This is a genomic window from Streptomyces sp. BHT-5-2, from assembly GCF_019774615.1.
In the GTDB taxonomy this organism is placed as follows: Bacteria; Actinomycetota; Actinomycetes; order Streptomycetales; family Streptomycetaceae; genus Streptomyces.
The window spans coordinates 778,216-802,484 of sequence record NZ_CP081496.1 but is presented as its reverse complement, the minus strand read 5'-3'; the positions used below and the strand labels follow the sequence as shown (position 1 = coordinate 802,484).

Below are 24,269 nucleotides of genomic sequence, written 5' to 3'. Positions count from 1 at the left end.
TCGCGGTGGTGACGTTCGCGCAGGCGCAGGAGCGCGCGGAGCGGTGGGTGAACGGCGAGGTGCCGTCGGAGCTCCACCGCGAGGTGCGGGTACGGGAGTTCACGCTGGGTTTCGTGGCCTGGGCGGAGGACCGTGAGGGCGGTCCGGTCGGTGAGGGCGGCCGCAGCCGGCTGGTGATCGCCCGGGACAGCGGTGAGACGACGCTGTGGCCGGGGCTGCCGGTGGGCGAGGTGATCCGCCGCTACGAGGAGGAGTACGGCGCGCCGGCGGACGGCGGCCAAGGGGCGGCGGAGCCGCCGCAGCGGATCGACCTGGAGGCCACGTCGTTCCTGCTGACGCCGCCGGAGTGGTTGCAGGAGGCGGCGGACGCGATGGGGATCGGCGCGGGGAAGGGGGGCACCGGGGCCGGGGCGGATTCCGGCGCGGCTGCGGCGGCTGCGGCGTCCGGTGGTGCTGCCGGGGGCGGTGCGGTGGACGACACGTCGTGGGCGGCCGCGGACACCACCGCGGGCGGGGACGGCGAGGACCGTTCGGTGGCGCCGCCGCAGACGGTGTTCGCACCGCCGCTCGCCGGTTCCGACGACGAGGACGCCCCGGCGGCGCCGCGGGTGCGGCCCGACGCCAAGACCGAACTGCTACGGGGCGGCAGCCAGTTGCCGCGTACCCGTATCTCGCCCGAGGTGCCGCCGCCGGTCGGCGACGGGGCCGGCCAGTCGGGTGCGGGCGTTCCCGGGGGGCTGCCGCCGATGCCGCCCGCGCCGCCGCCGATGCCGCCCGCGCCGCCCGTTGTGCCACCGGCTCCGCCCGCGTCGTCCGCGTCTTCCGGGGCGCCGGGGGCGCCGGGGGCGACGTCGGGTGCGCTGCGCGACCTGCCGCCGCCGACCGGGGCGCCGATCGCCGATGTGCCGCCACCGCCGGACGCGCGTCCTGGCGACGGCCCGGCGGCTTCGGGTCCGGCGGCTGGTCCGGCGTCGTCCGGGCCGGGTGCGGCCGGCACGCCGGCCGGCGGTTACGTACCGACGCAGCTGGTGTCCCAACTGGACGCTGCCGAGCTGGACTTGAGTGCGGTGGACGGAACCGGTGCGGGGGCGGCCGATGGCTCCGGTGCTGCCGGTTCAGGTTCCGGTTCGACTTCCGGTCCTGGTTCCGCTTCCGGTTCCGGTTCCGGCGCCGGTGGCGCTGAGGGAGCCGGGGCCGCTGGTGGCGCGGGTGGCGCCCGCGGTGGGGTGCACGCTGCCGCGACGATGCTCGCGGACGGTGCGGCGCTTCGGTCGGCCGCGCCCGGGCCGGGCGGAGCGGCGGGGCACCCCGGCACTTCCGGTGGCCCTGGCGGGCCCGGTGGTGCCGGCCCCGGTATGCCTCCGCCGCCTCCTCCTGGGCCGATCGGTGCGCCCAAGCCGCCGGGGGCGTCCGGCAAGCCCGGCGCGGCCGCGGGCGGTCACGGTCCCGGCGGGCAGGACGGGCCGCCTCCGCCGCCCGCGCCGCCGCCGGGTGCTGCCGGCCCCGGCCCCGGGGGCGGGGTGCATGCCGCGGCGACGATGCTCGCGGAGGGTGCCGCGATGTCCGGTGGCCCGGGCGGCCCCGGTGGTCCCGGCATGCCGCCGGCTGCCGGTCCGGGGATGCCGCCCGCGTCGCCGATGGCTCCGCCGGCGCAGGCCGGTCCGCCGCCGGCCCCGGGCCCGATTCCGGCTCCGGGTCCGCCTCCGGCTCCGTCTCCGGGTCCGGCCCCGCAAGGTGCGCCGGCCCCCGGCGCACCCGGGCCGGGCGGTGGCCCGGGCACCCCCGGTGCGTACGGCTATCCGCCGGCGCCCAGTGGTCAGCCGACCGTCGGCCCCGGCTACATGGCCGTCCTGAGCTACCGCGCGCCGGACGGCAGCGAGCAGAAGATCGTGCGCCGGTCGGCGCCGGGCACGCCGCATCCGGAGTGGCAGCTGCTGCACGAACTGCGGGCGATGAACGTGCCGCCGCAGCAGGTGGTGGAGCTGCACACCGAGCTGGAATGCTGCGAGCTGCCCGGCGGCTACTGCGCCCGGATGGTCCGGGAGAACTGGCCGCAGGTGCGGATCAGCCACACCGCCGCCTACGGCACGGACCACGCCTCGCGGCAGCAGGGCGTACGGCACCTGATCGAGCATCAGGGCGAGCTGCACCAGGTCGCCGACGGGCCGGCGCGGCCCGCGCCGGTGCGGGCGCCGCTGCCGCATCCGTCGCAGGTGCAGCCGGCGCCTCCGGTGCCGCCGCAGGCGATCGGACACGAGCTGGAGCAGGCGTTCGGGCCGCAGGGGATCTTCCGCTTCGACCAGCGGGCGGTCTCCCGGCAGGGCGTGCCGGACGTCGTCGCGCAGACGCTGGTGTGGGCCGGGCTGCCGGTCGACTTCGGGCCGTTCTTCTGGGCGCAGGCGCAGCCGGGGCGTCCGGTGCCGACGCTGGCGGAGCTGGCGGCGGAGCGGATGGTCCAGCCGGCGCCGGATGCGGGTTCGTATCTGGTGATGGGCAACGACTTCGGCCGTCAGCTGTGTGTCCAGTACGGGACCGCGAACATCGTGGCGGTGCCGTTGGAGGCAGGGCCGGGCGGGCAGTCCGTCGCGCCGCAGTTCGTGAACACCGGGCTGCCGGAGTTCGTGCGGTGTCTGGCGATGCTGGGGCGGATGTGGCGCCTGCGGTACGGGCTGACGCCCGAGCAGGCCGGTCGCTGGACGGTGGACTTCCAGGCGCAGCTGGTGGCGTTGGATCCGGCGGCGTTGGGGTCGCCGGAGACGTGGTGGGCGGTGTTGCTGGAACAGATGTGGGACGGGCTTTTGTAGGCGTTCCACGCTGAGGTTGCGGCGGGTTCCCTTCCGCCGGACCCGGGCGGTTGGGGGTTGCTCGCCGTGGCGGCGGGGGGTGTGTTCGCGGCCGCCCCGCGCCGTCGGCTTTTTCGCCGTCCCGATGACGGGCGGTCGTGCGGGGCGGCGCGCTCGTAGGGCTCGTGACGCCCTCGTGGGATTCGTGACGCCCTCGTGGTTGGCGTGCCGTTCGTGTGGTTTTTGTGATGCCCCGTTCCCCGGTTGCGGCCTCGCTCGGTGTACGTGGCGGTGAGCGGGGCCGCCGGGGTCGTGGTGCGGGTCCGCCCCCGGTGTTACGGGGGCCGGCAACGTCGGGGTGGGCAAAACCCTCGGGCGGGCGAAGATCCAATTCCGGCTTCTGGTGGCAAATGACGCATCCTTGGGGGAGGGAATGGGCGGAGTGTCGTGTTGGAGCCGCTTCGGGCCGATCCAGAAAGATGTGCGCGGGACTGTGCGGAGGTTTACGGGTCCGCGCGACTGCTGTGCGCAGGGAGAGGGGCTTGAGGGATGAGTACTTCGGTTTCGCCTCACGGATTCGAGACCGTACGGGGGCGCGGCTATCGCCCGGAGGACGTGGACCGGCGCGTCGAGGGGCTCTCGATCGACCGTGACTCCTGCTGGGAGCGGGCCGCCCGGCTGACCGTCCTGTGCAACGAGATGGAGGACGAGCTCACGGAACTGCGTGCCTATGTGGCGCAGTTGCCGGAGCAGACGTACGAGTCGCTCGGTGAGCAGGCCCGGCTGATCCTGACGACGGCGGAGTCGGAGGCGGTGCGGCTGCGGTCGGGGGCCGAAGGGTACGCGGAGCAGGCGCACGACGATGCGGCCGAGTACGCGCAGAAGGTGCAGGGCGCGGCGGACAAGGCGGCGCAGCGGCTCCGGGTGGAGGCGGCGGAGGACGCGCGGCGTACCGGGAAGGCGGCGGCCGAGGAGGCGGCGGGGCTGGTGAAGACGGCCTGCCAGGAGGCCGAGGAGGTCCGGGCGGAGGCGGCGGAGGAGCTGGCGGAGACCCGGCGCCGGGCCGAGAAGCTGCTGAAGGACCAGGAGACCCGGCACACCGAGGAGTGGGACTCCCTGGAGCGGGAACTGGCGCGCCTGGAAACCGAGATGGAACAGCGGGTCGCCGAGCTGGACGCCCATGGTGAGGCGGTGATGGCGGAGCGGCGGCGGCTGACGGCGGAGGTCGAGGAGTCGGCGCGGCACCGGCTGGAGGACGCCGAGGCGCAGGCGGCGGAGCTGCTGGCGCAGGCCCGGGTCGAGGTGGAGCGGATCGAGCGGGCCACCGAGCGGGTGGTGCGGGAGCACGACGAGGCGCGGGAGGAGGTCCGGATCCATATGACGCATGTGCGCAACAGCCTGGCGGCGTTGACGGGGAAGGACCCGGCGGAGTTCTCCGGTTCCGGTCCGGCCTCCGGTCCGACCTCTGGTCCGGCCTCCGGTTCTGCTCCCGGTGCGGCCTCCGGTCCGGCTTCCGGTGCCGGTGGGGAGCCGGAGGCGCAGGGGGACCCGGACAGTGAGCAGACGGTGGAGACGGAGCTGCCGCGGGTGGACCGGGGCGGTCCCGGGGGGCGGCGGCAGACCGGGCGGTGAGCGGGCGGGTCAGCCGGTGGGGCGGTGGTCGGCCGGCGGCTGGGCGTCCGCGCTGTCGGCCGTTCCGGCGGTGCTCCGTCCGGCGGTGTTCCGCGCGGTGGGTGCGGCGTCGGTCGGGGCGGGGTCCGTCTCGGCCCCGGCCGGGCCGGCGTCGGTGTGGACGGGGAAGCGGCGGGGGGCGAGGAGCAGGACGGTGAGGAAGGCGAGCGCGGCGGCGGTCGCGGCGCCCAGGTAGACGTGTTCGACGGTGGTGTCGACGGCGCGGCGCAGGTAGTCGGCGACGCGGGCGGTGAGGGCGCCGGCGTGCTGGAGGGCGCGGGAGACGGCGTCGAGGTCGTGCGGCAGGCCGGTGCGGATGGCGGCGGGGGCGTGGGTGAGGCGGTCGTTGAGGGTGGCGTTGGCGACGGCGCCGAAGAGGGCCGCGCCGAGGGACTGGCCGACCTGGCGGCAGAAGAGGATCGAGGCGGTGGCGGTGCCGCGTTCGGCGTAGCCGACGGAGGACTGGACGCCGATGATCAGCGGGAGTTGGAAGAGGCCGAGCGCGGCGCCGAGGGCGAGCATGAGCAGGGCGGGCTGCCAGGCGGCGCCGGGGTAGGGGAGCAGGGGGAAGGCGAGCAGGACGAGGGCGGCGGCGCCGATGCCGAGGAGGGCGCAGTTGCGGATGCCGACGCGGTTGTAGACGCGGCTGCTGAAGGCGGCGGATATCGGCCAGCTCAGCGTCATGACGGAGAGGACGAAGCCGGCGGCGATCGGGCCGAGGCCGAGGACGGACTGGGCGTAGGTGGGCAGGAAGACGGTCGGGGCGACCATCAGCAGGCCCAGGGCGCCCAGGGCGAGGTTGACGGCGGAGATGGTGCGGCGGCGCCAGACCCAGCCGGGGATGATCGGCTCGGCGGCGCGGCGTTCGATCAGGACGGTGGCCGCGGCGGCCAGGGCGCTGCCGGCGAGCAGGAGCAGGGACGGGGCGGAGAGCCAGGGCCAGGCGGTGCCGCCCTGGACGAGGGCGGTGAGCAGCAGGCCGCCGGTGGCGAAGACGGCGAGGGCGCCGGGCCAGTCGACGCGGGCGCGTCCGGTGGTGGCGGGGCGGTCGCGGTGGGTGTCGTGGAAGTGGCGGAGGATCAGCCAGAGCGCGACGGCGCCGACGGGCAGGTTGACCAGGAAGATCCAGCGCCAGTCGCCGTAGCTGGTCAGGAGGCCGCCCAGGCCGGGGCCGGCGACGGAGGAGGCGGCCCAGACGCTGGAGAGCTTGGACTGGATCTTGGGGCGTTCCTTCATCGGGTAGAGGTCGGCGGCGATGGTCTGGACGGTGCCCTGGAGGGCGCCGCCGCCCAGGCCCTGGAGGACGCGGAAGGCGATCAGCGAGGCCATGTTCCAGGCGCCGGCGCAGGCCAGGGAGCCGAGGAGGAAGAGGGCGATGCCGGTGACGAGGATGGGCTTGCGGCCGTAGGTGTCGGAGAGCTTGCCGTAGACGGGGAGGGTGACGGTGACGGCGAGGAGGTAGCCGGAGAAGAGCCAGGAGAAGACGGCGAAGCCGCCGAGGTCGCCGACGATCTGGGGGACGGCGGTGGCGATGATCGTCGAGTCGAGGGCGGCCAGCGCCATGCCGAGCATGAGGGCGGCGACGACGGGGCCGCGGCGGGCGGCGGGGCCGTCGGGTGGCTGGTTCGTGGTGCCGTTCCGGTCGGTGCTGTTGCTGTGCTGCGTGCTGCGGCTCACCGGGCCCCCTCCTGCGGTGCTGCGCTGCTGCCGACTCCCAGGACGCTGCTGACGGGTATACGTGTAGTCGGCACGGTTCCGGGTCCACCCTTGCACGGGCGGTGGCCCGGCGGAATGGGGTTTCTCGCAGCGTGGGACGGCGGCGGCGCGGCCGTCGGGCGGTCGGTTGTCGGTGGTCCGGCGTAAGGTGGGCAGCCCTGGTCCGTGTGCGCCGTCGGCGCTGCCGAGGGGGCGACGGGCCGGTCGCGTTGTTCGCCTCGCTGGGACGGAACCTTTTCATGAGCCTGAGTGGTCTGCTCGACGCCGTCGTACGGGACCCGGCGCTCGCCGAAGCGGTCAAGGCCGCGGCCGACGGGCACCGGCCGCATGTCGATCTGGTCGGGCCGCCGGCCGCCCGCCCGTTCGCGGTGGCGGCGCTGGCGCGGCGGGCCGGCCGCCCGGTGCTGGCGGTGACGGCCACCGGCCGGGAGGCCGAGGACCTGGCCGCCGCGCTGCGTTCGCTGATGCCGGCCGGCGAGGAGAACTCCGTCGTGGAGTTCCCGTCCTGGGAGACGCTGCCGCACGAGCGCCTCTCGCCGCGGTCGGACACCGTCGGCCGGCGCCTCGCGGTGCTGCGCCGGCTGGCCCACCCGAGCGCCGACGACCCGACGGCGGGCCCGGTGTCGGTGGTCGTCGCGCCGATCCGCTCGGTGCTCCAGCCGCAGGTCAAGGGGCTGGGCGAGCTGGTGCCGGTGAGCCTGCGGACGGGCCAGTCGGCCGATCTCGAGGAGGTCGTCGACGGGCTGGCGGCGGCCGCCTACGCACGCGTCGAACTCGTCGAGAAGCGCGGCGAGTTCGCGGTCCGCGGCGGCATCCTGGACGTCTTCCCGCCCACGGAGGAGCACCCGCTGCGGGTGGAGTTCTGGGGCGACGACGTCGAGGAGATCCGGTACTTCAAGGTCGCCGACCAGCGTTCCCTGGAGGTGGCCGAGCACGGGCTGTGGGCGCCGCCCTGCCGTGAGCTGCTGCTGACCGATCAGGTGCGGGCGCGGGCCGCGGAGCTGGCCGAGCGGCACCCGGAGCTGGGCGAGCTGCTGGGGAAGATCGCCGAGGGGATCGCCGTCGAGGGCATGGAGTCGCTGGCCCCGGTGCTGGTCGACGACATGGAGCTGCTGCTGGACGTGCTGCCGAAGGGCAGCATGGCGGTGGTCTGCGACCCGGAGCGGGTGCGGACCCGGGCGGCGGACCTGGTGGCGACGAGCCAGGAGTTCCTGCAGGCGTCGTGGGCGGCCAGCGCCGGTGGGGGAGCGGCCCCGATCGACGTGGGCGCCGCGTCCCTGTGGGGCATCGCGGACGTCCGGGATCGGGCCCGCGAACTGGGCATGATGTGGTGGTCGGTGTCGCAGTTCACCTCTGGTGGCAGTGGACTCAGCACCTCTGGTGACAGTGGACTCAGCACCTCTGGTGACAGCGGGCACAGCGCCGCCGGCGGGGAGGACGACGCCGACGGGGACACCCTCAAGCTGGGCATGCACGCCCCGGAGACGTACCGCGGGGACACCCAGCGGGCGCTGGCCGACACCAAGGGGTGGCTGGCGGACGGCTGGCGCACGGTGTTCGTCACCGAGGGCCACGGCCCGGCGGCGCGCACCGTCGAGGTGCTGGGCGGCGAGGGCATCGCCGCGCGCCTGGAGGGCGACCTCGGCGAGATCGCGCCGTCGGTGGTGCATGTGGCCTGTGGGTCGATCGACAACGGCTTCGTCGACCCGGGCCTGAAGGTCGCCGTACTGACGGAGACGGACCTTTCGGGGCAGAAGGCCGCGGGCAAGGACGCCGCCCGGATGCCGGCCCGCCGCCGCAAGCAGATCGACCCGCTCACCCTCCAGGCCGGCGACTTCATCGTCCACGAACAGCACGGTGTGGGCCGGTACATCGAGATGGTGCAGCGCACCGTCCAGGGCGCCACCCGCGAGTACCTCCTCGTCGAGTACGCGCCCGCCAAGCGCGGTCAGCCCGGCGACCGCCTCTACATCCCCACCGACCAGCTGGAGCAGGTCACCAAGTACGTGGGCGGCGAGGCGCCGACGCTGCACCGGCTCGGCGGCGCGGACTGGACGAAGACCAAGGCGCGCGCCAAGAAGGCGGTCAAGGAGATCGCCGCCGACCTCATCAAGCTGTACTCCGCGCGGATGGCGGCGCCCGGCCACGCCTTCGGCCCGGACACCCCCTGGCAGCGCGAACTGGAGGACGCCTTCCCGTACGCGGAGACGCCCGACCAGCTCACCACCATCGCCGAGGTCAAGGAGGACATGGAGAAGTCCGTCCCCATGGACCGCCTGATCTGCGGCGACGTCGGCTACGGCAAGACCGAGATCGCGGTCCGCGCGGCCTTCAAGTCCGTCCAGGACGGCAAGCAGGTGGCGGTGCTGGTGCCCACCACCCTCCTCGTCCAGCAGCACTACGGCACCTTCACCGAGCGCTACGGCCAGTTCCCGGTCAACGTCCGGGCGCTGTCCCGCTTCCAGACCGACACCGAGGCGAAGGCGACGCTGGAGGGCCTGCGGGACGGCTCCGTCGACATCGTCATCGGCACCCACCGCCTCTTCTCCTCCGAGACGAAGTTCAAGGACCTCGGCCTGGTCATCGTCGACGAGGAGCAGCGGTTCGGCGTCGAGCACAAGGAGCAGCTGAAGAAGCTCCGCGCCAACGTCGACGTCCTGACGATGTCCGCGACCCCGATCCCCCGGACCCTCGAAATGGCGGTCACCGGCATCCGCGAGATGTCCACGATCACCACCCCGCCCGAGGAGCGGCACCCGGTCCTGACCTTCGTCGGCCCCTACGAGCAGAAGCAGATCGGCGCCGCGATCCGCCGCGAACTGCTCCGCGAGGGCCAGGTCTTCTACATCCACAACCGCGTCGAGTCCATCGACCGCGCCGCCGCCCGGCTGCGCGAGATCGTGCCCGAGGCCCGCATCCAGACCGCGCACGGCCAGATGGGCGAGTCCCAACTGGAGCAGGTCGTCGTCGACTTCTGGGAGAAGAAGTTCGACGTCCTGGTCTCCACGACGATCGTCGAGTCGGGCATCGACATCTCCAACGCCAACACCCTGATCGTCGAGCGCGGCGACAACTTCGGCCTCTCGCAGCTCCATCAGCTGCGCGGCCGGGTGGGCCGCGGCCGCGAGCGCGGCTACGCCTACTTCCTCTACCCGCCCGAGAAGCCGCTGACGGAGACCGCGCACGAACGCCTGGCGACCATCGCCCAGCACACCGAGATGGGCGCGGGCATGTACGTGGCCATGAAGGACCTGGAGATCCGGGGAGCCGGAAACCTCCTCGGCGGCGAGCAGTCCGGCCACATCGCGGGCGTCGGCTTCGACCTGTACGTCCGGATGGTCGGCGAGGCGGTGGCGGACTACCGGGCGTCCCTGGAGGGCGGCGTGGAGGAGCCGCCGCTGGAGGTCAAGATCGAGCTGCCGGTGGACGCGCACGTTCCGCACGACTACGCGCCGGGCGAGCAGCTGCGCCTCCAGGCGTACCGGGCGATCGCCTCGGCCGCCACGGAGGAGGACATCGCGGCGGTCCGCGAGGAACTCACCGACCGCTACGGCAAGCTGCCCGAGCCGGTGGAGAACCTCCTCCTGGTCGCCGGTCTGCGGATGCTGGCCCGCTCCTGCGGTGTCTCCGACATCACCCTCCAGGGCTCCAACATCCGCTTCGGCCCGGTGGAGTTGCGGGAGTCCCAGGAACTCCGCCTCAAGCGGCTGCACCCGCGGACGGTCCTCAAGCCGGCCACCCGCCAGATCCTGGTCCCCCGCCCGACGACCGGCCGCATCGGCGGCAAGCCGCTGGTTGGCCGCGAGCTGCTCGCGTGGGTCGGCGAGTTCCTCACCACGATCTTGTCCTGACCGTACGTTGTCGGCTTTCCCGCCGTGGGGGTTCGCCTGCGGCGGGGCGTCTGTTGGGCGGGGGCGCCCCGGTTTGTCGGTGGTGGGTGCGGGTGCCTGTGGGGTGGTCCTCCGGGGGTGGGTTGTCGGACTGCTGCGCTTTACGTCCGACAACCCACCCCCTACGGCCCACCCCACAGGCACCCTCCCGTAGGTAAGGGGCTCCCGCCCGGTGGGGTGGGGGAAAGACGGGGCCGTTGTGGTGGCCCCGAGACCAGAAGCTCTGCTCATGCGCGAGCACCCCTGACCTTTCCTTCACCCTCCAGGGGCGGGGATCGCCGCCGTCGGACGGGAGGGTGTGGGGCCGCAGGGGTGGGTGTTCGGACGTAAAGCGCAGCAGTCCGAACACCCACCCCGGAGGCCCCGCACCCGCCACCCACCACACAACAGAGGCGGGCCCCGCCCCACGCACACCCCTCCGCCGCAGGCGGAAATCCACCACGGCGGGAAAGCCGACGACGTGGGGGCAACGGCCCTAGAGGGGCCTTACGCGGACGCCGACCCAGAGGACCTCCAGGCCGTCGAGGGCGGTCCGCCACTGTTCCTGGCCGGTGGCGCCGCCGAGGAAGACGTCGTCGATGATGACGCCGGTGCCGGTGCGGGCGATCGCGGCGACGCCGTGGCGCCAGGCGGCTTCCAGGCGGCGGAAGACGGGGCCGACGGTGACCGTGCCGTCGGGGGCCACGTCCAGGCCGTCCGGTGCGGAGGTCAGGGCCGGCGGCAGGGTCTCGACGAAGGCGTCCACGCCGAAGGTGAGCCAGGGGCGGGGGAGGACGTCCTGGAGGGCGCGGGCGAGGGAGGTGACGCCGGCGCTGGAACCGCCGTTGAGGACGATGGCTTGGGTGGTCATCGCGCCACCCTAGGCGGGCCGTTGGCCGCGGGGCCCGGGAATTCTCCGGGCCGTCCCGGCCCGGTCGGCCCGGTCAGCGGGCCGAGGTGCGGCGGAGGACGACGAGGTCCGCGGCGGTGCCGAGCACCACGTACGTGGACCGCGGATGCCGGGCCTCCGCATCGGCCAGCGCCTGCTCGGCCGAGTGGTCGTCATGGAGCTGTGCCGCGATGTAGCCGGGCGCCAGCCCACCGGTGTCGCCGGTCCAGTAGACGCGGGTGCGGCCGGTGAGGCGGCTGAGCGGGCGGATGTCGGACTCGACCGTCGCGCCGTCGGGTATCCGGTCCAGCAGCCGTTCGGCGGCGGGTATTTCCGGGGGCGTGCGGTAGGTGGCGGCCTCGGTCAGCCGGGCCAGCGGCAGCGTGGTGGTCAGTGCGAGCGCGGCGGCCAGTACGGCGGCGGGCAGGTGATGGGCGTAGGAGCGCATCCAGGGCCGGGCGGAGGCGAGGGCCCGCGGCAGGGCGTCGACGAGGGCGAGGAAGACGATGGGCATCAGGACGGCGCTGTAGTGCCAGTCGGTGCCCCAGTAGTGGGGTTCGTGGGAGAGGAAGCGCCAGCCGAGGGTGGGCACGGCCACGAGGAGGAGCGGGGAGCGCAGGGCGAGCAGGCCGGTGGTGGGCAGCAGCGTCCACAGCAGGGTGCGGAGGGCGACGTCGACGGGTATGGCGGGGGCGGCGGCGCCGTGGCCGCCGAGCTTGCTCCAGTAGTCGTAGGAGCCGGAGCCGTTGAAGGCGGGGATGACCAGGCCGAGGGTGACGGCGGTGGCGGTGACGCCGAGGGCGACGAGGGCGAGCGGCAGGGGGCCGGGGCGGCGGGTGCGGAGCAGGGAGAGCGCGCCGATGGCGGCGGCGGTGACGCCGAGGTCCTCCTTGACCAGGACGAGGGGGGCGGCCCAGCACGCCGCGGTGTTCCAGCGGCCGCGCAGGGCGGCTTCGAGGGCGAAGGCGATCAGCGGGACCGCGAAGGCTATTTCGTGGAAGTCGAAGTCGACGGCGCGCTGGATGCCCCAGGACAGGCCGTAGGCGAGGCCGAGGGCGAGCCCGCGCCGGCGGCCGAGGTGGCGGGCGGCGGCGCGGGTGACGGGTATCGCGGAGAGCGCGAACAGCGCGGCCTGCGCGACGAGCAGGGTCAGGGGGGAGGGGAACAGCCGGTAGAGGGGGGCGAGCAGCACCAGGACGGGGCTGAAGTGGTCGCCGAGGATGTTGGTGCCGGGCCCCTTGAGGTCGACTGTCGGCGCCCCTAGGTGGGCGTAGCCGCGGATCGCCTGCTCGAAGATGCCCAGGTCCCAGGAGATGGTGGACATCGTGCGGTAGCGCCAGTACGAGAGCACGGCGTACGCGACGAAGAAGAGGCCGGCGGTCCAGTACGGGTCGAGGCGCGGGGCGCGGAGCGCGGCCCGGAGCGCGGCGGGCCGGGACGGCGCCGGCGCGGTGGTGGCGGGCCCGGCCGACGGGTCGGCGGCGGCGCCGGGGGAGGGCCCGGTGCGGCCGTCCGCCGCCGTTGCTGCGGCCGTGTCCATGGGCGTCCTCACTCTCGATTTCCGAAAAGATATCCGAACCGGGGTGCGGGTCCGTCCGGCATTGCGCCGGCGGGCCCGTCTCCTTGTTCACCTGTCCCGCAACGCTGTTGCCACGCTTTTCGGATCGGACGCCCCACGTGGTACGGATCGCCGCCTCCGCCCGCCCGGCCCCGAGTGCCGTCGGTGCCGGCGGTGCCGCCGGGCAGCGCCCGGAGCGCGCTGGACTCGCTGGCCGTCAAGCGGCCGGGTACGAAGGACGGTTACGCGCGGGACCGCTTCGGTTCGGCCTGGGCGGACACCGACGGCAACGCTGCGGCACCCGGGACGACATCCTCAAGCGGGATCTGCGCGGGACCGCGTTCCGGGACGCGAAGAAGTGCGTGGTGGTGTCCGGGACGCTGCCGAAGGACCCGTACACCGGGAAGTCGCTGCGCTACCAACGGGGCCGCAGCACCGTCGACATCGACCATGTGGTGGCGTTGTCGGACGCCTGGCGGACGGGCGCGCGGCAGTGGCCGGCCCGTAAGGGGGTGGCGCTGGCGAACGATCCTCCCCCATTGCCTCAAGGACATGGGAGGTGCCCCCTTTGCCGGGCGGGGGGGGACCCCTACGGAGGCGCCGGCGAGGTTCACGGCGAAGTAGCCGCGCGCTCGAGGGGGAACGGCCCCGGGCCCGGAGCCGCGGTGGTCGCGGTCCGGGCCCGGGGCCGTCGTGCGGTGGGGTGGGGTCAGCTGGTCGGCAGCTTCCAGAAGACGCCCTGCATGTCGATGTCCGGGGCGACCTCGACGTCGAGTTCCTTGGCGGTGGGCGGGGCGTCGAAGGCGACGTCCACGGTGGCGGCGGAGCCCGGGGCGATGGAGCCGTCGAAGCCGATGCCGATCTTGCCGTCGATGATCTGCTCCGCCTTGCGGCCGTCGGCGCCGGTCTTGGCCTTGATCTGGGTCAGGGCCGGGTTGAAGGCGGCCTTGCCCTTGTTCTTGATCTGCACGGTGACCTTGTACGCCTTGTTGCCCGCGGTGTGGCCGGAGGCGATGTCGCCGACGGTGTACGGGGCGAGCTTGGCGACGCTCACCTCCAGGCCCTTGTCCGGGTAGGTGGCCACGGCGCCCGGACCGTAGCTCCTGTTGCCCTTGCTGCCGTCCTTGGGCTGCGCCTGTGAGCCGTTGACCTGCTTGTTGATCTCGTCGACGGCCTTGTTGACGGCGAGCACGGTGACGATGACGCCGATGACCGCCAGGATCATCGCGAGGGCGCCGAGGACGGTGCCGGTCACCGCCACGCCCTTGTTGGTGGCCTGGCCCTTCTTCACCCGGCTCAGGCCCACGAAGCCGAAGATCAGCGACAGCAGACCGAGCGGGCCGGCCAGCCAGAACAGGACCATCGGGATGCCGCTGAGCGCGCCGATGATGCCGAGGACCAGGGCGGTGATGCCGAGGCCGTTGCGGGCCGCCTGGTGGTGACCGGGGGTCGGCATGCCGGGCGCCCCCTCCGGGACGGGCTGGTACTGCATCTGCTGGGACATGCGAAGGGGCCCCTTCCGGGCGCTGGAGTCGTTCCGTCGAATCGGTGGGTCAATAAGAACAGAGGCTGTGAACTGAGTCAACACGGATTCACGAAACGCAGAGGTTCACGCCGTGAAGGGGTTCGTTCGCAGTGCATGGGTATGCTCCTCGACACAGGAGTCACACAACGGTCACGGGGTCATCGGGACGGGAGCCACACAGGTGCCGGAGAAGGCGACGGACGACAGCGCGGGTCGTGATGTGGCGGGAAGCCGCCCGACCGAGGTGACCGCCGCCGGTATCGCCCGGCTCGCCGGCGTGGGCCGGGCCGCGGTCAGCAACTGGCGGCGCCGCCACGCCGACTTCCCCAAGCCCGTCGGCGGCACCGAGACCAGCCCCGCCTTCGCCCTCCGCGACGTCGAGCAATGGCTCCGCGACCAGGGCAAGCTCGCCGAGGTGCCGGCCCGTGAACGGGTCTGGCAGCAGCTCGTCGGCCACCCCGCCGGCGCCGCCGCCGCGCTCCGCCAGGCCGGCGCCGTCCTGCTGCTCGTCCAGGAGCGCCCCGCCGCCTGGCGCCGGCTCCGCGCCGCCGCCGACGACACCGAACTGACCGGCGTACTGCCCGCCCTGCTGGAATCCGTCCTCACCGGCCGGCTCGGCCCCGAGCACCCGGTGCGCGGTCTGACCCGCGCCGCCCTCGCCCACTCCGCCGCCCTGGTCCGCGCCGCCGGCGACCTCGCCGCCACCGACGGCGCCGCCGAGGCGTACGGCTTCCTGCTCGGCCGCCACCTGGACGCCAATCCCCGCCAGTACACCCCCACCCCGCCGGGGCCGGCCGCCCTGATGGCCGAACTCGCCGCCGCCGCAGGCCCGTTGGGCACCGTCCTGGACCCGGCCTGCGGCGCCGGCGCGCTCCTCACCGCCGTCCGCGACCAGGCCCACCCGTCACCCCCCGGCCACCGCCCCTCAACGGCGCCGCTGCGCGGCGAGCGCCCCTCTGGGGACACCGCTCCCGCCCTCCACGGCCAGGACGTCGACCCCGACCTCGCCGCCCTCGCCGCGCTCCGGCTCGCCCTCCGGGCCCCCGGCGCCGAGGTCCGCGTCCGGGCCGCCGACACCCTGCGCGCCGACGCCTTCCCGCAGCTCGCCGCCGACGCCGTCCTCGCCCACCCGCCGTTCAACGAACGCAACTGGGGCCACGACGAACTCGCCTACGACCCCCGCTGGGAGTACGGCTTCCCGGCCCGCACCGAATCCGAACTGGCCTGGGTCCAGCACGCGTTGGCCCGGCTGCGGCCCGGCGGCACCGCCGTCCTCCTCATGCCGCCCGCCGCCGCCTCCCGCCGCTCCGGCCGCCGGATCCGCGCCGACCTGCTGCGCCGCGGCGCCCTGCGCGCGGTCATCGCCCTGCCCGCCGGCGCCGCCCCGCCCAACAACATCCCGCTGCACCTGTGGGTGCTGCGCAAGCCCGGCGGCCGGACCCCGCCGGTCCCGCAGCTGCTCGTCGTCGACACCGCGGCCCCCGCCGGACCGGGCCGCGACAAGCTCGACTGGCAGTCCGTACGGGCCACCGCCCTGGACGCCTGGCGGGACTTCGACCGCGACGGCGGGATCGAGGAGGTGCCCGGCGTCCGCCGCTCGCTGGCCGCCATCGACCTCCTCGGCGACGACGTCGACCTCGCCCCCGCCCGGCACCTGCCGCCGCCCGCCGCGGCCGGCGGCCCCGCCGAACTCGCCCGCGTCCACGACCGCCTCACCGCGACCCTGGCCCGCACCGCCGAACTCACCCCGCTCCCGGGCACCGACACCACCGCCCCCGGGGCGGCCACCGCCCGCTGGCCGCAGACCACCGTCGGCGAACTCGCCCGCTCCGGCGCCCTCGTGCTGCGCGCCGGCGGCGCCGGCACCGCCGGGCCCGAGCCGGCCCCCGCCGTCCTCACCGACCACGACGTCCTCGGCGGCCTCGCCCCCTCCGGCACGCTCCCCGAAACCCCCGCCGGCACGCCCCCCGAGGAGCCCGTCCTCGTCCAGGAGGGCGACGTGGTCGTCCCGGTCCTGGGCGGCGGCGCCACCGCCCGGGTCGTCGACGAGGCCACCGCCGGCGCCGCCCTCGGCCGCAACCTCACCCTGCTGCGCCCCGACACCGCCGCCCTCGACCCCTGGTTCCTGGCCGGCTTCCTGCGCGGCACCGCCAACAACCGCCAGGCCAGCAGCTACGCCTCCACCGCCACCCGGCTCGACGTCCGCCGCCTCCAGCTGCCCCGCCTGCCGCTGGCCGAACAGCGCCGCTACGGCCGCCGCTTCGCCGACCTCGCCGCCTTCGAAAGCGCCCTGCGACTGGCCTCCCGGCTCGGCGAGCAGCTCGTCCAAGGACTCCACGACGGCCTCACGGACGGCACGGTCGAGCCCGGCTGAGCCCCGGTCGGCACTGGGGACCGGTGGATCGCGGACACATTCCGTACAACCCTGCACGCGGGCGCGGCGTCGTATATACGCTCGCAGACACGTGCGCGCACCGGCCCGGCCGCCGCGGCGCGCAGGCGGCCGCCGAGGCCCGGTCCCCGGCCACGAACGATCCATCAGGAGCAGTGATGCACGGCCCAGTCCCGGCCCCGCCGGTGCACCGTCCCCCGGCGCGCGGGACGGTCCTCGCCCTGCGGGTGGTCTTCGTGGCCGCCACGGTGCTCAGCCTGGGCTTCCTGTCCTGGGCCGCGATGCTGCGGGCCGCGCTCGTGCAGCGCCGGCCGCTGGGCTGGTGGCTGTTCGCCGCCGACCTGGGGCTGTTCCTCGGCACCTCCGTACTGATCGTCAGCTTCCCGGAGGACGACTGGCGCACCAACGTGGGCGTCGCCCTCCTGCTGCTCCAGATAGCCGCCGTCGTGGCGTACTACCTCGTCGTCGACCTCCGCGCCGAACGGGCGCACGCCGCAGGCCCGGTCCTCCCGCCGCCCTACCCGGCAGGGGCCTTCCCCCACCCCTACGCCCCGCCGCCCGTGCACCACCCGCACCCGCCCCTGCACCTCCAGGAGACCCGGCCGCCCTACGCGGCCCCGGGTACCGGGCCCATGGCCGCGCCCCCGGTGAACCCGTACGCCACGACCGCCGGCGCCCGGGCCCACCAGCCGCATCAGCCGCCGCAGCCCCAGCAGCCGTCGCAGCCCCACCCGTCACCCGGACACCGCCCCTCGTCGCCCCAGCGCATCGACCAGGTCCGCGCCGAACTCGACGAACTGAGCGACTACCTCCGCAAGGAGGGCCGGTGAACGGCCGGGTCATCGCCGACCGCTACGAACTCTCCGTCCTGCTCGGCCAGGGCGGCATGGGCCAGGTCTGGATCGGCTACGACCGCCGCCTGGACCGCCGGGTCGGCGTCAAGCTGCTCCGCCCCGACCGGGTCGCCGGCACCCCCGACGGCGAGGAGATGCGCCGCCGCTTCGTCCGCGAGTGCCGGGTCACTGCGCAGGTCGACCACCCCGGACTCGTCACCGTCCACGACGCCGGCAGCGACGACGAGGACCTCTACCTCGTCATGCAGTACGTCGACGGCGCCGACCTCTCCGACCACCTCGCCGAGCACGACCCCTACCCCTGGCCGTGGGCGGTCTCCGTCGCCGCCCAACTGTGCGCCGTACTGGCCGCGGTGCACGCGGTGCCGATCGTCCACCGGGACCTCAAGCCCCGCAACGTCATGATCCGGCCGGACGGCTCCCTGGTCGTCCTGGACCTGGGCATCGCCTCCGCCCTGGACACCGACACCACCCGCCTCACCCACACCGGCTCGCCCATCGGCAGCCCCGCCTACATGGCGCCCGAACAGGCCATGGGCGGCGCCGTCGGCCCGTACACCGACCTCTACGCCCTCGGGGTGCTGCTGCACGAACTCCTCAGCGGCCAGGTCCCGTTCGCCGGTTCCACCGCCCTGGGCGTCCTGCACCGGCACCTCCACGAGGAGCCGGTCCCGGTCCGCCGGCTCCGCCCCGACGTCCCCGAGGCCCTCGAAGCGCTCGTCCTGCACCTGCTCCGCAAGGACCCCCGGGCCCGCCCCGCCGACGCCCAGGAGGTCTACGCGGCCCTCGCCCCCCTCCTGCCCACGTCCTCCGGCGGCCCGCGCGCCCCGTTGGCACCGATGGACCCCACCCGCCCGTTCTGCCAGCCGCACGCCCCCTGGCCGGCCCGTGCCGCCGGCTCCCCGGCGCCCGCGCCCACCCCGACGGTGTTGGCCACCCCACGCGTCCCCGAGCCGGCCCCCGCCCCGGCCGCCCAGGACCCCCGCGCCTCCCTCGCCGGCAACGCCCCCTGGGCCTCCCCGCCGTCCGCACCCCGGCCCCCGGCCCCGCCCGAGCCGGGCGCCGCCCCCGCCGACCCGCGTCCGTCCGCCTCCTCCGGCCCGGACGTCGCCGCCGCCGTCGACGAGGTCAAACTCCTCCTCGACCAGGGCCGCATCACCCGCGCCGTGGACATCCTCGGCGGCATCCTCCCGGCCGCCGCCGAACGCCACGGCCCGCACTCCCCGGTCGTCCGCACCCTCCGCAAGCAGTACGCGGCGACCCTCATGGACGACGGCCAGTACCGCCGCGCCCTGCCCGAACTCCGCATCCTGGCCGAGCAGTACGCCAAGGAGTCCGGGGCCGGCGCCACCCGCCAGGCCCTCCAGTTCCACCACGACGCCGCCCAGTGCCTGGAACAGCTCGGCGAGGTCGCCCAGGCCCTGGAGGAGTACCGCGCCCTCCTCCCGTATTTCGAGCACTACGCCGACGACCCCGTCCGCCCGCTCGAAATCCGCCGCTCCATCGGTCACCTGCTGCTGGCCCAGGGCGAACACGGCGCCGCCAAGGAGACCCTCTCCCGCCTCCTCCACGACGCCGAGCGCCTGCACGGCCCGCACCACGCCTTCCCCACGGAGATCCGCCGGACCCTGTACTGGCTGGCGCAGATGCAGGGTTGACGGGTGCGCGGCGCGGCGGTGCGCCATCCGGGCGGGCCACGCCGGAACCGAGCCCCGTGCGGCTCGTTGCCCGAAGCAGTGGCCCGCGCCACGCCGACTCCCTAGCATCGATCACCGAAGGTCGTACCTAGGTCATCACTCCGTCGCACGATCTGCATCCGCCGGGAGGCCAAGTGTTCCGCCGAAGGACCGCGCTCTCCGTTTCCGCCGCCGCGCTGCTGGCCGCGACCCCGCTGCTCACCGCCTGCGGCACCGACGCCCACCCGGGCGCCGCCGCCATCGTGGACGGCAAGCGGATCACCGTCGCCGCGCTCCAGGGCCGGGTCAAGGACATCCGCGCCGCCCAGGCCGCGTCCCCGCAGGGCAAGGAACTGATCACGAACACCGGCCGGCTCGGCCCCTCCACCCTCAACGGCATGATCTTCGACGAGGTGCTGGCCCGCGCCGCCCGCGACGCCGGGGTCACGGTCACCCGCGCCGACATCCAGAAGGCCCGGGCGGAGGCGGAGGAACGGGCCGGCGGCGCCGCCCGGTTGCGGACGATGTGGCTCCAGCAGGGCACCGCCCCCGACCAGATCGACCAGGTGGTCCGCAACCAGCTCCTCATCGACGGCCTCGCCGAGCACCTGCACGCCGACCGCGGCCGCCCCGACGGCCAGCGCAAACTCGTCGAGGCGCTGTCCAGGACCTCCCGCGCCATGGGCGTCGACGTCAACCCCCGCTACGGCACCTGGGACGACCGGCAGGTGATCCTCGGCGAGACCAGGACGCCGTGGCTGGCGCCGGCGGCGCCGCCGCAGCAGGACGCGTGACCCCCGGCCCCTCGGAGCGGGCGGGGCGGGGAGCGGGCCGCCGGAGCACTGTCGGTGCCGTGCGTTACGTTCATTTACGTGAACGCTGACGCCGCTGACGCCACCCCTGCTGCCGCCGCCCCCCGCCCCGAGGGCGCCGGCACGGACACCGGCCGCCTGGTCCTGCTCACGACCAGCCACCGGGTCGCCCCCGGCCTGCTCTCCTGGCCCGCCTGGCAGGCCCTGCGCACCGCCGACCGCGTACTGTGCGCCGACGCCGACCACCCCCAGCTGCCCTACCTCCGCGAGGCCGGCGTCACGGTGGAGGTCGCCGCCCCGACCGCCCGCGAACTGGTCGACGACATCGTCCCCGGCGCCCGCACCGCCGTCGTCCTCACCTCCGCCGACGGCGAGAGCGCCCTCACCGACGGCCTGGCCCGGCTCGCCGGCTCCGGCCGCGAGACCATGCCCGACCTGGAACTGCTGCCCGGCTCCTACGACCTCCCCGGCGCCCGCCTGCTCGACCTCGTCCAGGTCATGGACCAGATCCGCGCCGAGTGCCCCTGGAGCAGCATCCGCACCCACCGCGACCTCGCCAAGTACGGCATCGAGGAGGCGTACGAGCTGGTCGAGGCCATCGAGGAGGGCGACCGCGACGCGCTCCGCGAGGAGCTGGGCGACGTCCTCCTCCAGGTCGTCTTCCACGCCCGGATCGCCCAGGACGACCCCGACGCCCCGTTCTCCGTCGACGACGTGGCCGGCACCCTCGTCGAGAAGCTGCTCCACCGCCACCCCCACGTCTTCGGCGACGAGGCCGCCGAGACTCCCGAGGACGTCAAGGCCCACTGGCTCCGCACCAAGGCCGAGGAAAAGCAGCGCGACTCGGTCACCGAGGGCATCCCGCTGGCCCAGCCCGGCCTCGCCCTGGCCGCCAAGCTCGCCTCCCGCGCCCGCACGGCGGGCCTGGACGTGCCCATGCCTTCCGGCCCGGGCATCGGCTACGAACTCCTCTCCCTGGCCGTCCGTGCCGAGTCCGAGGGCGTGGACCCGGAGGCGGCCCTGCGCGCCGCGGCCCGCGCCTATCGGGACGCGGTGGTGGCGGCCGAGAGAGGAACCGGTTAGTACCGTTGGGGGGACGGGAGTTGAGGGGGAGGGGCTTGGGTGGACGAGGAGTTGGTGAAGCGGGCGGCGGCGCATTTCGCGGACCCGGCCGGCGGGCCGACCGCGAGGACGGCAGCCGCCCGGCTGGGGCTGGTGGGAAGCCCGCCCGAAGAACCGTCGCAGGCCCGTGGCTGGTGGCTTGTCGTCCTGCGCAGCCGGCTGGAGCGCGACCCTTCGGCCGCCGCTGAACTTCGCTCCCTTGTAGACACGTTGCCCGCGCCCGCTCCAGTTTCCGTGTCCGCAGAGCCTCACGCCCCCACCGGGCGCCCCGCCGCCGTCCGCAACATCGTCTCCGGCGGCACCACCCACGGCCCCGTGATCCAGGCGGACGCCATCAGCGGCATCACCATCACGCATTCCGGCTTCGCCGGCACCCTCCCCGACCCGGAGAGCTGGCCCACGGCAGCGGACCTGGACCCGGTCGCCTTCGGTGTCCGGCCCGCCCACCGTGTTCATGGGCACGCACCCCTTCCTCGCTATGTCCTCCGCGACCGTGATCACGAACTCGACACGGCGCTGGGACAGGCACGGGTGGGCGGCGGCCTGGTGCTGCTGCTCGGCGAGCCGTTCACCGGCAAGTCGCGCGCGGCGCTGGTGGCGATGGCCAGAGGTCCGGCCGGCCGCAGGGTTTTCGCGCCACCCCGCGGCACGGACCTGCGCGGCCTGCCCGCACTGCTGCAAGGCCGCCCGGAGCGCTACCTCATCTGGCTCGACGACCTCGACGAGCACCTCGGCGACGGCGGACTGGAACCGCGCCTGCTCGCCCAGTTGACGGCCCTGAAGGTCGTCGTGGTCGCCACCATGCGGGAGGACGCCTACGACGCCTGCCGCGCCCAGCCCGGCGGCCGGGTCCTCGACTTGGCCCACATCGTCGAACTGGCCCGGGAGTGGAGCCCGGCGGAGCGGGAGCGGGTGGCGAGGGAGGCCGCACGTACTGGGGATCCGCGCCTGATAGGTGCCGTCTCGTCCAGTGGGTCGGAGGGCGTCGCCGCGTACCTCGCCCTGGGCCCCCTCCTCTGGGACGAGTGGTGGCGCGCCCGTCGCGCCGACCGCCACCCGCGCGGCCATGCCCTGGTTCGCGCCGCCCTCGACCTCGCCCGCTGCGGCCTCACCGGCGCCCTTCCCATGGACCTCCTCCTCAAGGTCCACGAGGGGTACGCGGATGTGACCGGCATGGAGCGGGAGTCCGCCGAGGACGCCCTCGCCTGGGCGGTCGAGCGGCGTCACGGCCTGCTGCCGCTTCTCGTCCGCGTCACGGGAGATACCTGGCGGGCCGCGCCCTTTTGCGTGGAGACGGTGTCTCCAGCCCAGGAACTGCCGGACGTCCCCGGCCCGGTATGGGGCTGTGCCCTGGAGGCGGCCCGGTCGGACGCGGCTTACGAATACGCCGACGTCGCGGCGAAGGCACGGGTCGCCTTCCAACGCGCCGCCGACGCCGGAGACACCTCCGCCCTGCACAACCTCGGCCTGCTCGCCGATTCGCTGGGGGAGGGGGACGAAGCCGAACGCTGGTTCCGCCGGGCGGCCGAGGCCGGGGAGCCGCAGTCGGCGGGCCGGCTCGGCCGGATGCTCGCCGAGCGGGGCGAGGGGAAGGCCGCCGAGCCGTTCCTGGAGACCGCCGCCGAAGCGGGCGACGCGGAGGCGGCGACGCTGCTGGGGAAGCTGCTGCGGGCCCGGGCCGAGCACTGGTTCACGGCGGGGGCGAAGGCCGGGAATCCGGAGGCGGCACATCTGCTCGGCGACCTGCTGCTCGGCAAGGGTGACGTCCACGGCGCCTTCGACAGCTACCTGGAGGCCGCCGCCGCCTGCTACGAACCCGTGGCGCGGAACATGGGCGTCATCCACCTGCTGTGGCACGAGGGCAAGGTCGCCGATGTCTGGATGCGCCGAGCGGCCGCGTCGGGCGATGAGTGCGCCGCCGGGTACCTCGACCCCCTCACCGTCGACAATGTCGAGCGTGCTGTGAACTTCTTCCAGGACGAAGCCGAGCGGGGCCGCGGCTTCGACGCGGCCAACCTCGGCACGCTCCTCGAAAAGCACGGCCGCCCCGTCGCAGCGCGCACCTGGTACCTCAAGGGCTACAAGGACGGCGACGCCTATGGCGCGTTCCGCCTCGCCGAGCTGTGCCAGAAGGCCGGCGACGACGCCGAGGCCACGGCCTGGTACCGCAAGGCCGCGGCCCTGGGCCACCCCGGGGCCAGGCGCGCCCTCGGGGAGGCCCCGGCCGCGGAGCCGCGCGGGCCCGGCGATCAGAGCAGGTGATCCGCCTTGCCCGCCTTGATATCCCGAACGAGCGTGCGTAGGGCCTCTATGGAGTCGGTGAGGTAGTGGCCTTCGTTGCCGTTGACGGCGATGTAGGCGTTGCCGTCGGCGTCGGTGCCGAGGCGGAAGCAGGAGTTGCCTTCCGCGCAGAAGGGCTCTTCCCAGGTGATCTTGGACGTCATGGTCGTCTCCTCATAGGTGGTGCGCGATCTCGCCGATGAAGTCACGCGATTGGTCCGGCGGCAGAGCCAACTCTTCCAACCAGTCGAGTTGAGTCCGGTATTTCGCCAACTGCCCCTCGGCGTAGAGGAAATCGGGACCATGCGTGCTGTCCACCTGGACGGTGTCGAGCTGCGGCACGGGGCCTTCGACGTACACGGCGTTCTGTCCGGCGCCAGGGAAGGCGCCGTGAGAGAACGGGATGACGAGGAGAAGGATGTTCTGCCGTTCCGACATGGCGAGCAGGTGCTCAAGTTGCTTGCGTGCGACCGTGCGGCCACCGAACTGCATCCTCAGAGCCGCCTCGTGGATGATGGCAACGAAGGAGGCCGGGGCGTCGCGGGTGATCACTTGTTGGCGCTCGGAACGGTGAGCGAGGCGAAGCCCAACTTCGTGCTCAGGCAGGGCGGGCACGGCGACGCGGAAGACAGCCAGCGCATGGTCGGGAGTCTGGAGCAGCCCTGGGATATGCGCCGTGTTGGCCACGCGCATGCGTACTGCCTGGTCCTCCAACTCCGCGATGTCGAGTAGCCCTTGCGGCAGGCTGCCCCTATATCGCTCCCACCAGCCGTCGCCGTCGGGCTGCGCCATCGCGACCAACGCCTCGATGTACTTCTCGTCGGTGCAACCACAGTTGCACGCGAGCGTCCGCAGGCGCTCGGCGCTGATGCCGCGCACGCCCGACTCCATGTTGGAGATCTTGCCTCGGTCCACGCCCAGCAGGCCGGCTGCGTGCTCAGCGGACATGCCAGCTGCGGTGCGGAGCCGTCGCAGCTCACTTCCCAAGCGCTTCTGTCGTTCCGTCGGGATCGTCCTGGGCGGCATGCCATCCCCTCCAAGCAACGTCGCCCCAGTCCGGTTCCCGGGGAGGCGAGTTCATCAATCCGTGGTGCATTTGCCGACTCAGGTGGCAAATTTACC

15 protein-coding genes and 1 pseudogene are annotated in these 24,269 nt (G+C 74.1%); 10 read left to right on the top strand and 6 right to left on the bottom strand.

Features of this window, described 5'->3' with window-relative positions:
- Positions 1–5: 5 nt before the first annotated feature.
- Together K2224_RS03315 and K2224_RS03310 are read left to right on the top strand one after the other, a co-directional pair.
- Positions 6–2,804 (top strand): SUKH-4 family immunity protein, encoded by a 2,799-nt coding sequence (locus K2224_RS03315; protein WP_221905169.1) that lies wholly within the window; start codon positions 6–8, stop codon positions 2,802–2,804.
- Between the two features lie 528 nt (positions 2,805–3,332).
- Positions 3,333–4,415 carry a cellulose-binding protein gene (locus K2224_RS03310; RefSeq protein ID WP_260693514.1) on the top strand — a complete coding sequence of 361 codons (1,083 nt, stop codon included), beginning with the start codon at positions 3,333–3,335 and terminating at the stop codon, positions 4,413–4,415.
- A gap of 9 nt (positions 4,416–4,424) precedes the next feature.
- Here the strand turns inward: K2224_RS03310 and K2224_RS03305 are convergent, their stop codons facing one another.
- Positions 4,425–6,131 carry an MFS transporter gene (locus K2224_RS03305; protein ID WP_221905168.1) on the bottom strand — a complete coding sequence of 569 codons (1,707 nt, stop codon included), beginning with the start codon at positions 6,129–6,131 and terminating at the stop codon, positions 4,425–4,427.
- 278 nt (positions 6,132–6,409) lie between these two features.
- Here K2224_RS03305 and mfd point away from each other — a divergent pair, with 278 nt between their 5' ends.
- Complete coding sequence (gene mfd / locus K2224_RS03300) at positions 6,410–10,021, top strand: transcription-repair coupling factor (protein WP_221905167.1); 3,612 nt, start codon at positions 6,410–6,412, stop codon at positions 10,019–10,021.
- A gap of 514 nt (positions 10,022–10,535) precedes the next feature.
- Here mfd and K2224_RS03295 read toward each other — a convergent pair.
- Positions 10,536–10,910, bottom strand: a complete 375-nt coding sequence (locus K2224_RS03295) for a phosphotransferase-like protein (RefSeq protein ID WP_221905166.1) — start codon at positions 10,908–10,910, stop codon at positions 10,536–10,538.
- A 73-nt stretch (positions 10,911–10,983) separates the two neighbouring features.
- The gene (locus K2224_RS03290; protein WP_221905165.1) at positions 10,984–12,468 is read right to left on the bottom strand and encodes a DUF2079 domain-containing protein; all 1,485 of its coding nucleotides are present in this window, start codon (positions 12,466–12,468) and stop codon (positions 10,984–10,986) included.
- Between the two features lie 198 nt (positions 12,469–12,666).
- Here K2224_RS03290 and K2224_RS40190 point away from each other — a divergent pair.
- Positions 12,667–13,019, top strand: a pseudogene (locus K2224_RS40190) (HNH endonuclease family protein); the annotation flags it as partial.
- Positions 13,020–13,195: 176 nt separating this feature from the next.
- Here the strand turns inward: K2224_RS40190 and K2224_RS03285 are convergent.
- On the bottom strand, positions 13,196–13,990 hold the full coding sequence (locus K2224_RS03285) for a DUF4190 domain-containing protein (RefSeq protein ID WP_221905164.1): 795 nt from the start codon (positions 13,988–13,990) through the stop codon (positions 13,196–13,198).
- Positions 13,991–14,192: 202 nt separating this feature from the next.
- Between K2224_RS03285 and K2224_RS03280 the strand changes: the two genes are divergently transcribed.
- The 6 genes from K2224_RS03280 (at position 14,193) to K2224_RS03255 (ending at position 23,129) form a co-directional block, all read left to right on the top strand.
- A complete protein-coding gene (locus tag K2224_RS03280) occupies positions 14,193–16,385 on the top strand; it encodes an N-6 DNA methylase (protein WP_399017562.1) in 2,193 nt (730 codons plus the stop codon).
- A 176-nt stretch (positions 16,386–16,561) separates the two neighbouring features.
- Positions 16,562–17,233: a hypothetical protein gene (locus tag K2224_RS03275; RefSeq protein WP_221905163.1), complete on the top strand. Its 672-nt coding sequence runs from the start codon at positions 16,562–16,564 to the stop codon at positions 17,231–17,233.
- Complete coding sequence (locus K2224_RS03270) at positions 17,230–18,915, top strand: serine/threonine-protein kinase (protein ID WP_221905162.1); 1,686 nt, start codon at positions 17,230–17,232, stop codon at positions 18,913–18,915. The genes K2224_RS03275 and K2224_RS03270 overlap by 4 nt, the downstream gene beginning before the upstream one ends.
- A 173-nt stretch (positions 18,916–19,088) precedes the next feature.
- Positions 19,089–19,727 (top strand): SurA N-terminal domain-containing protein, encoded by a 639-nt coding sequence (locus K2224_RS03265; RefSeq protein WP_221905161.1) that lies wholly within the window; start codon positions 19,089–19,091, stop codon positions 19,725–19,727.
- Positions 19,728–19,805: 78 nt separating this feature from the next.
- Positions 19,806–20,828 carry a nucleoside triphosphate pyrophosphohydrolase gene (locus tag K2224_RS03260; protein WP_221905160.1) on the top strand — a complete coding sequence of 341 codons (1,023 nt, stop codon included), beginning with the start codon at positions 19,806–19,808 and terminating at the stop codon, positions 20,826–20,828.
- A gap of 273 nt (positions 20,829–21,101) precedes the next feature.
- The gene (locus K2224_RS03255; protein WP_260692320.1) at positions 21,102–23,129 is read left to right on the top strand and encodes a tetratricopeptide repeat protein; all 2,028 of its coding nucleotides are present in this window, start codon (positions 21,102–21,104) and stop codon (positions 23,127–23,129) included.
- Here K2224_RS03255 and K2224_RS03250 read toward each other — a convergent pair.
- Entirely contained in the window at positions 23,117–23,311 is a 195-nt protein-coding gene (locus tag K2224_RS03250) for a hypothetical protein (RefSeq protein ID WP_221905158.1), read from the bottom strand. The two genes, K2224_RS03255 and K2224_RS03250, sit on opposite strands and share 13 nt — an antisense overlap.
- Before the next feature lie 10 nt (positions 23,312–23,321).
- On the bottom strand, positions 23,322–24,173 hold the full coding sequence (locus tag K2224_RS03245; RefSeq protein WP_221905157.1) for a helix-turn-helix transcriptional regulator: 852 nt from the start codon (positions 24,171–24,173) through the stop codon (positions 23,322–23,324).
- Positions 24,174–24,269: the final 96 nt, after the last annotated feature.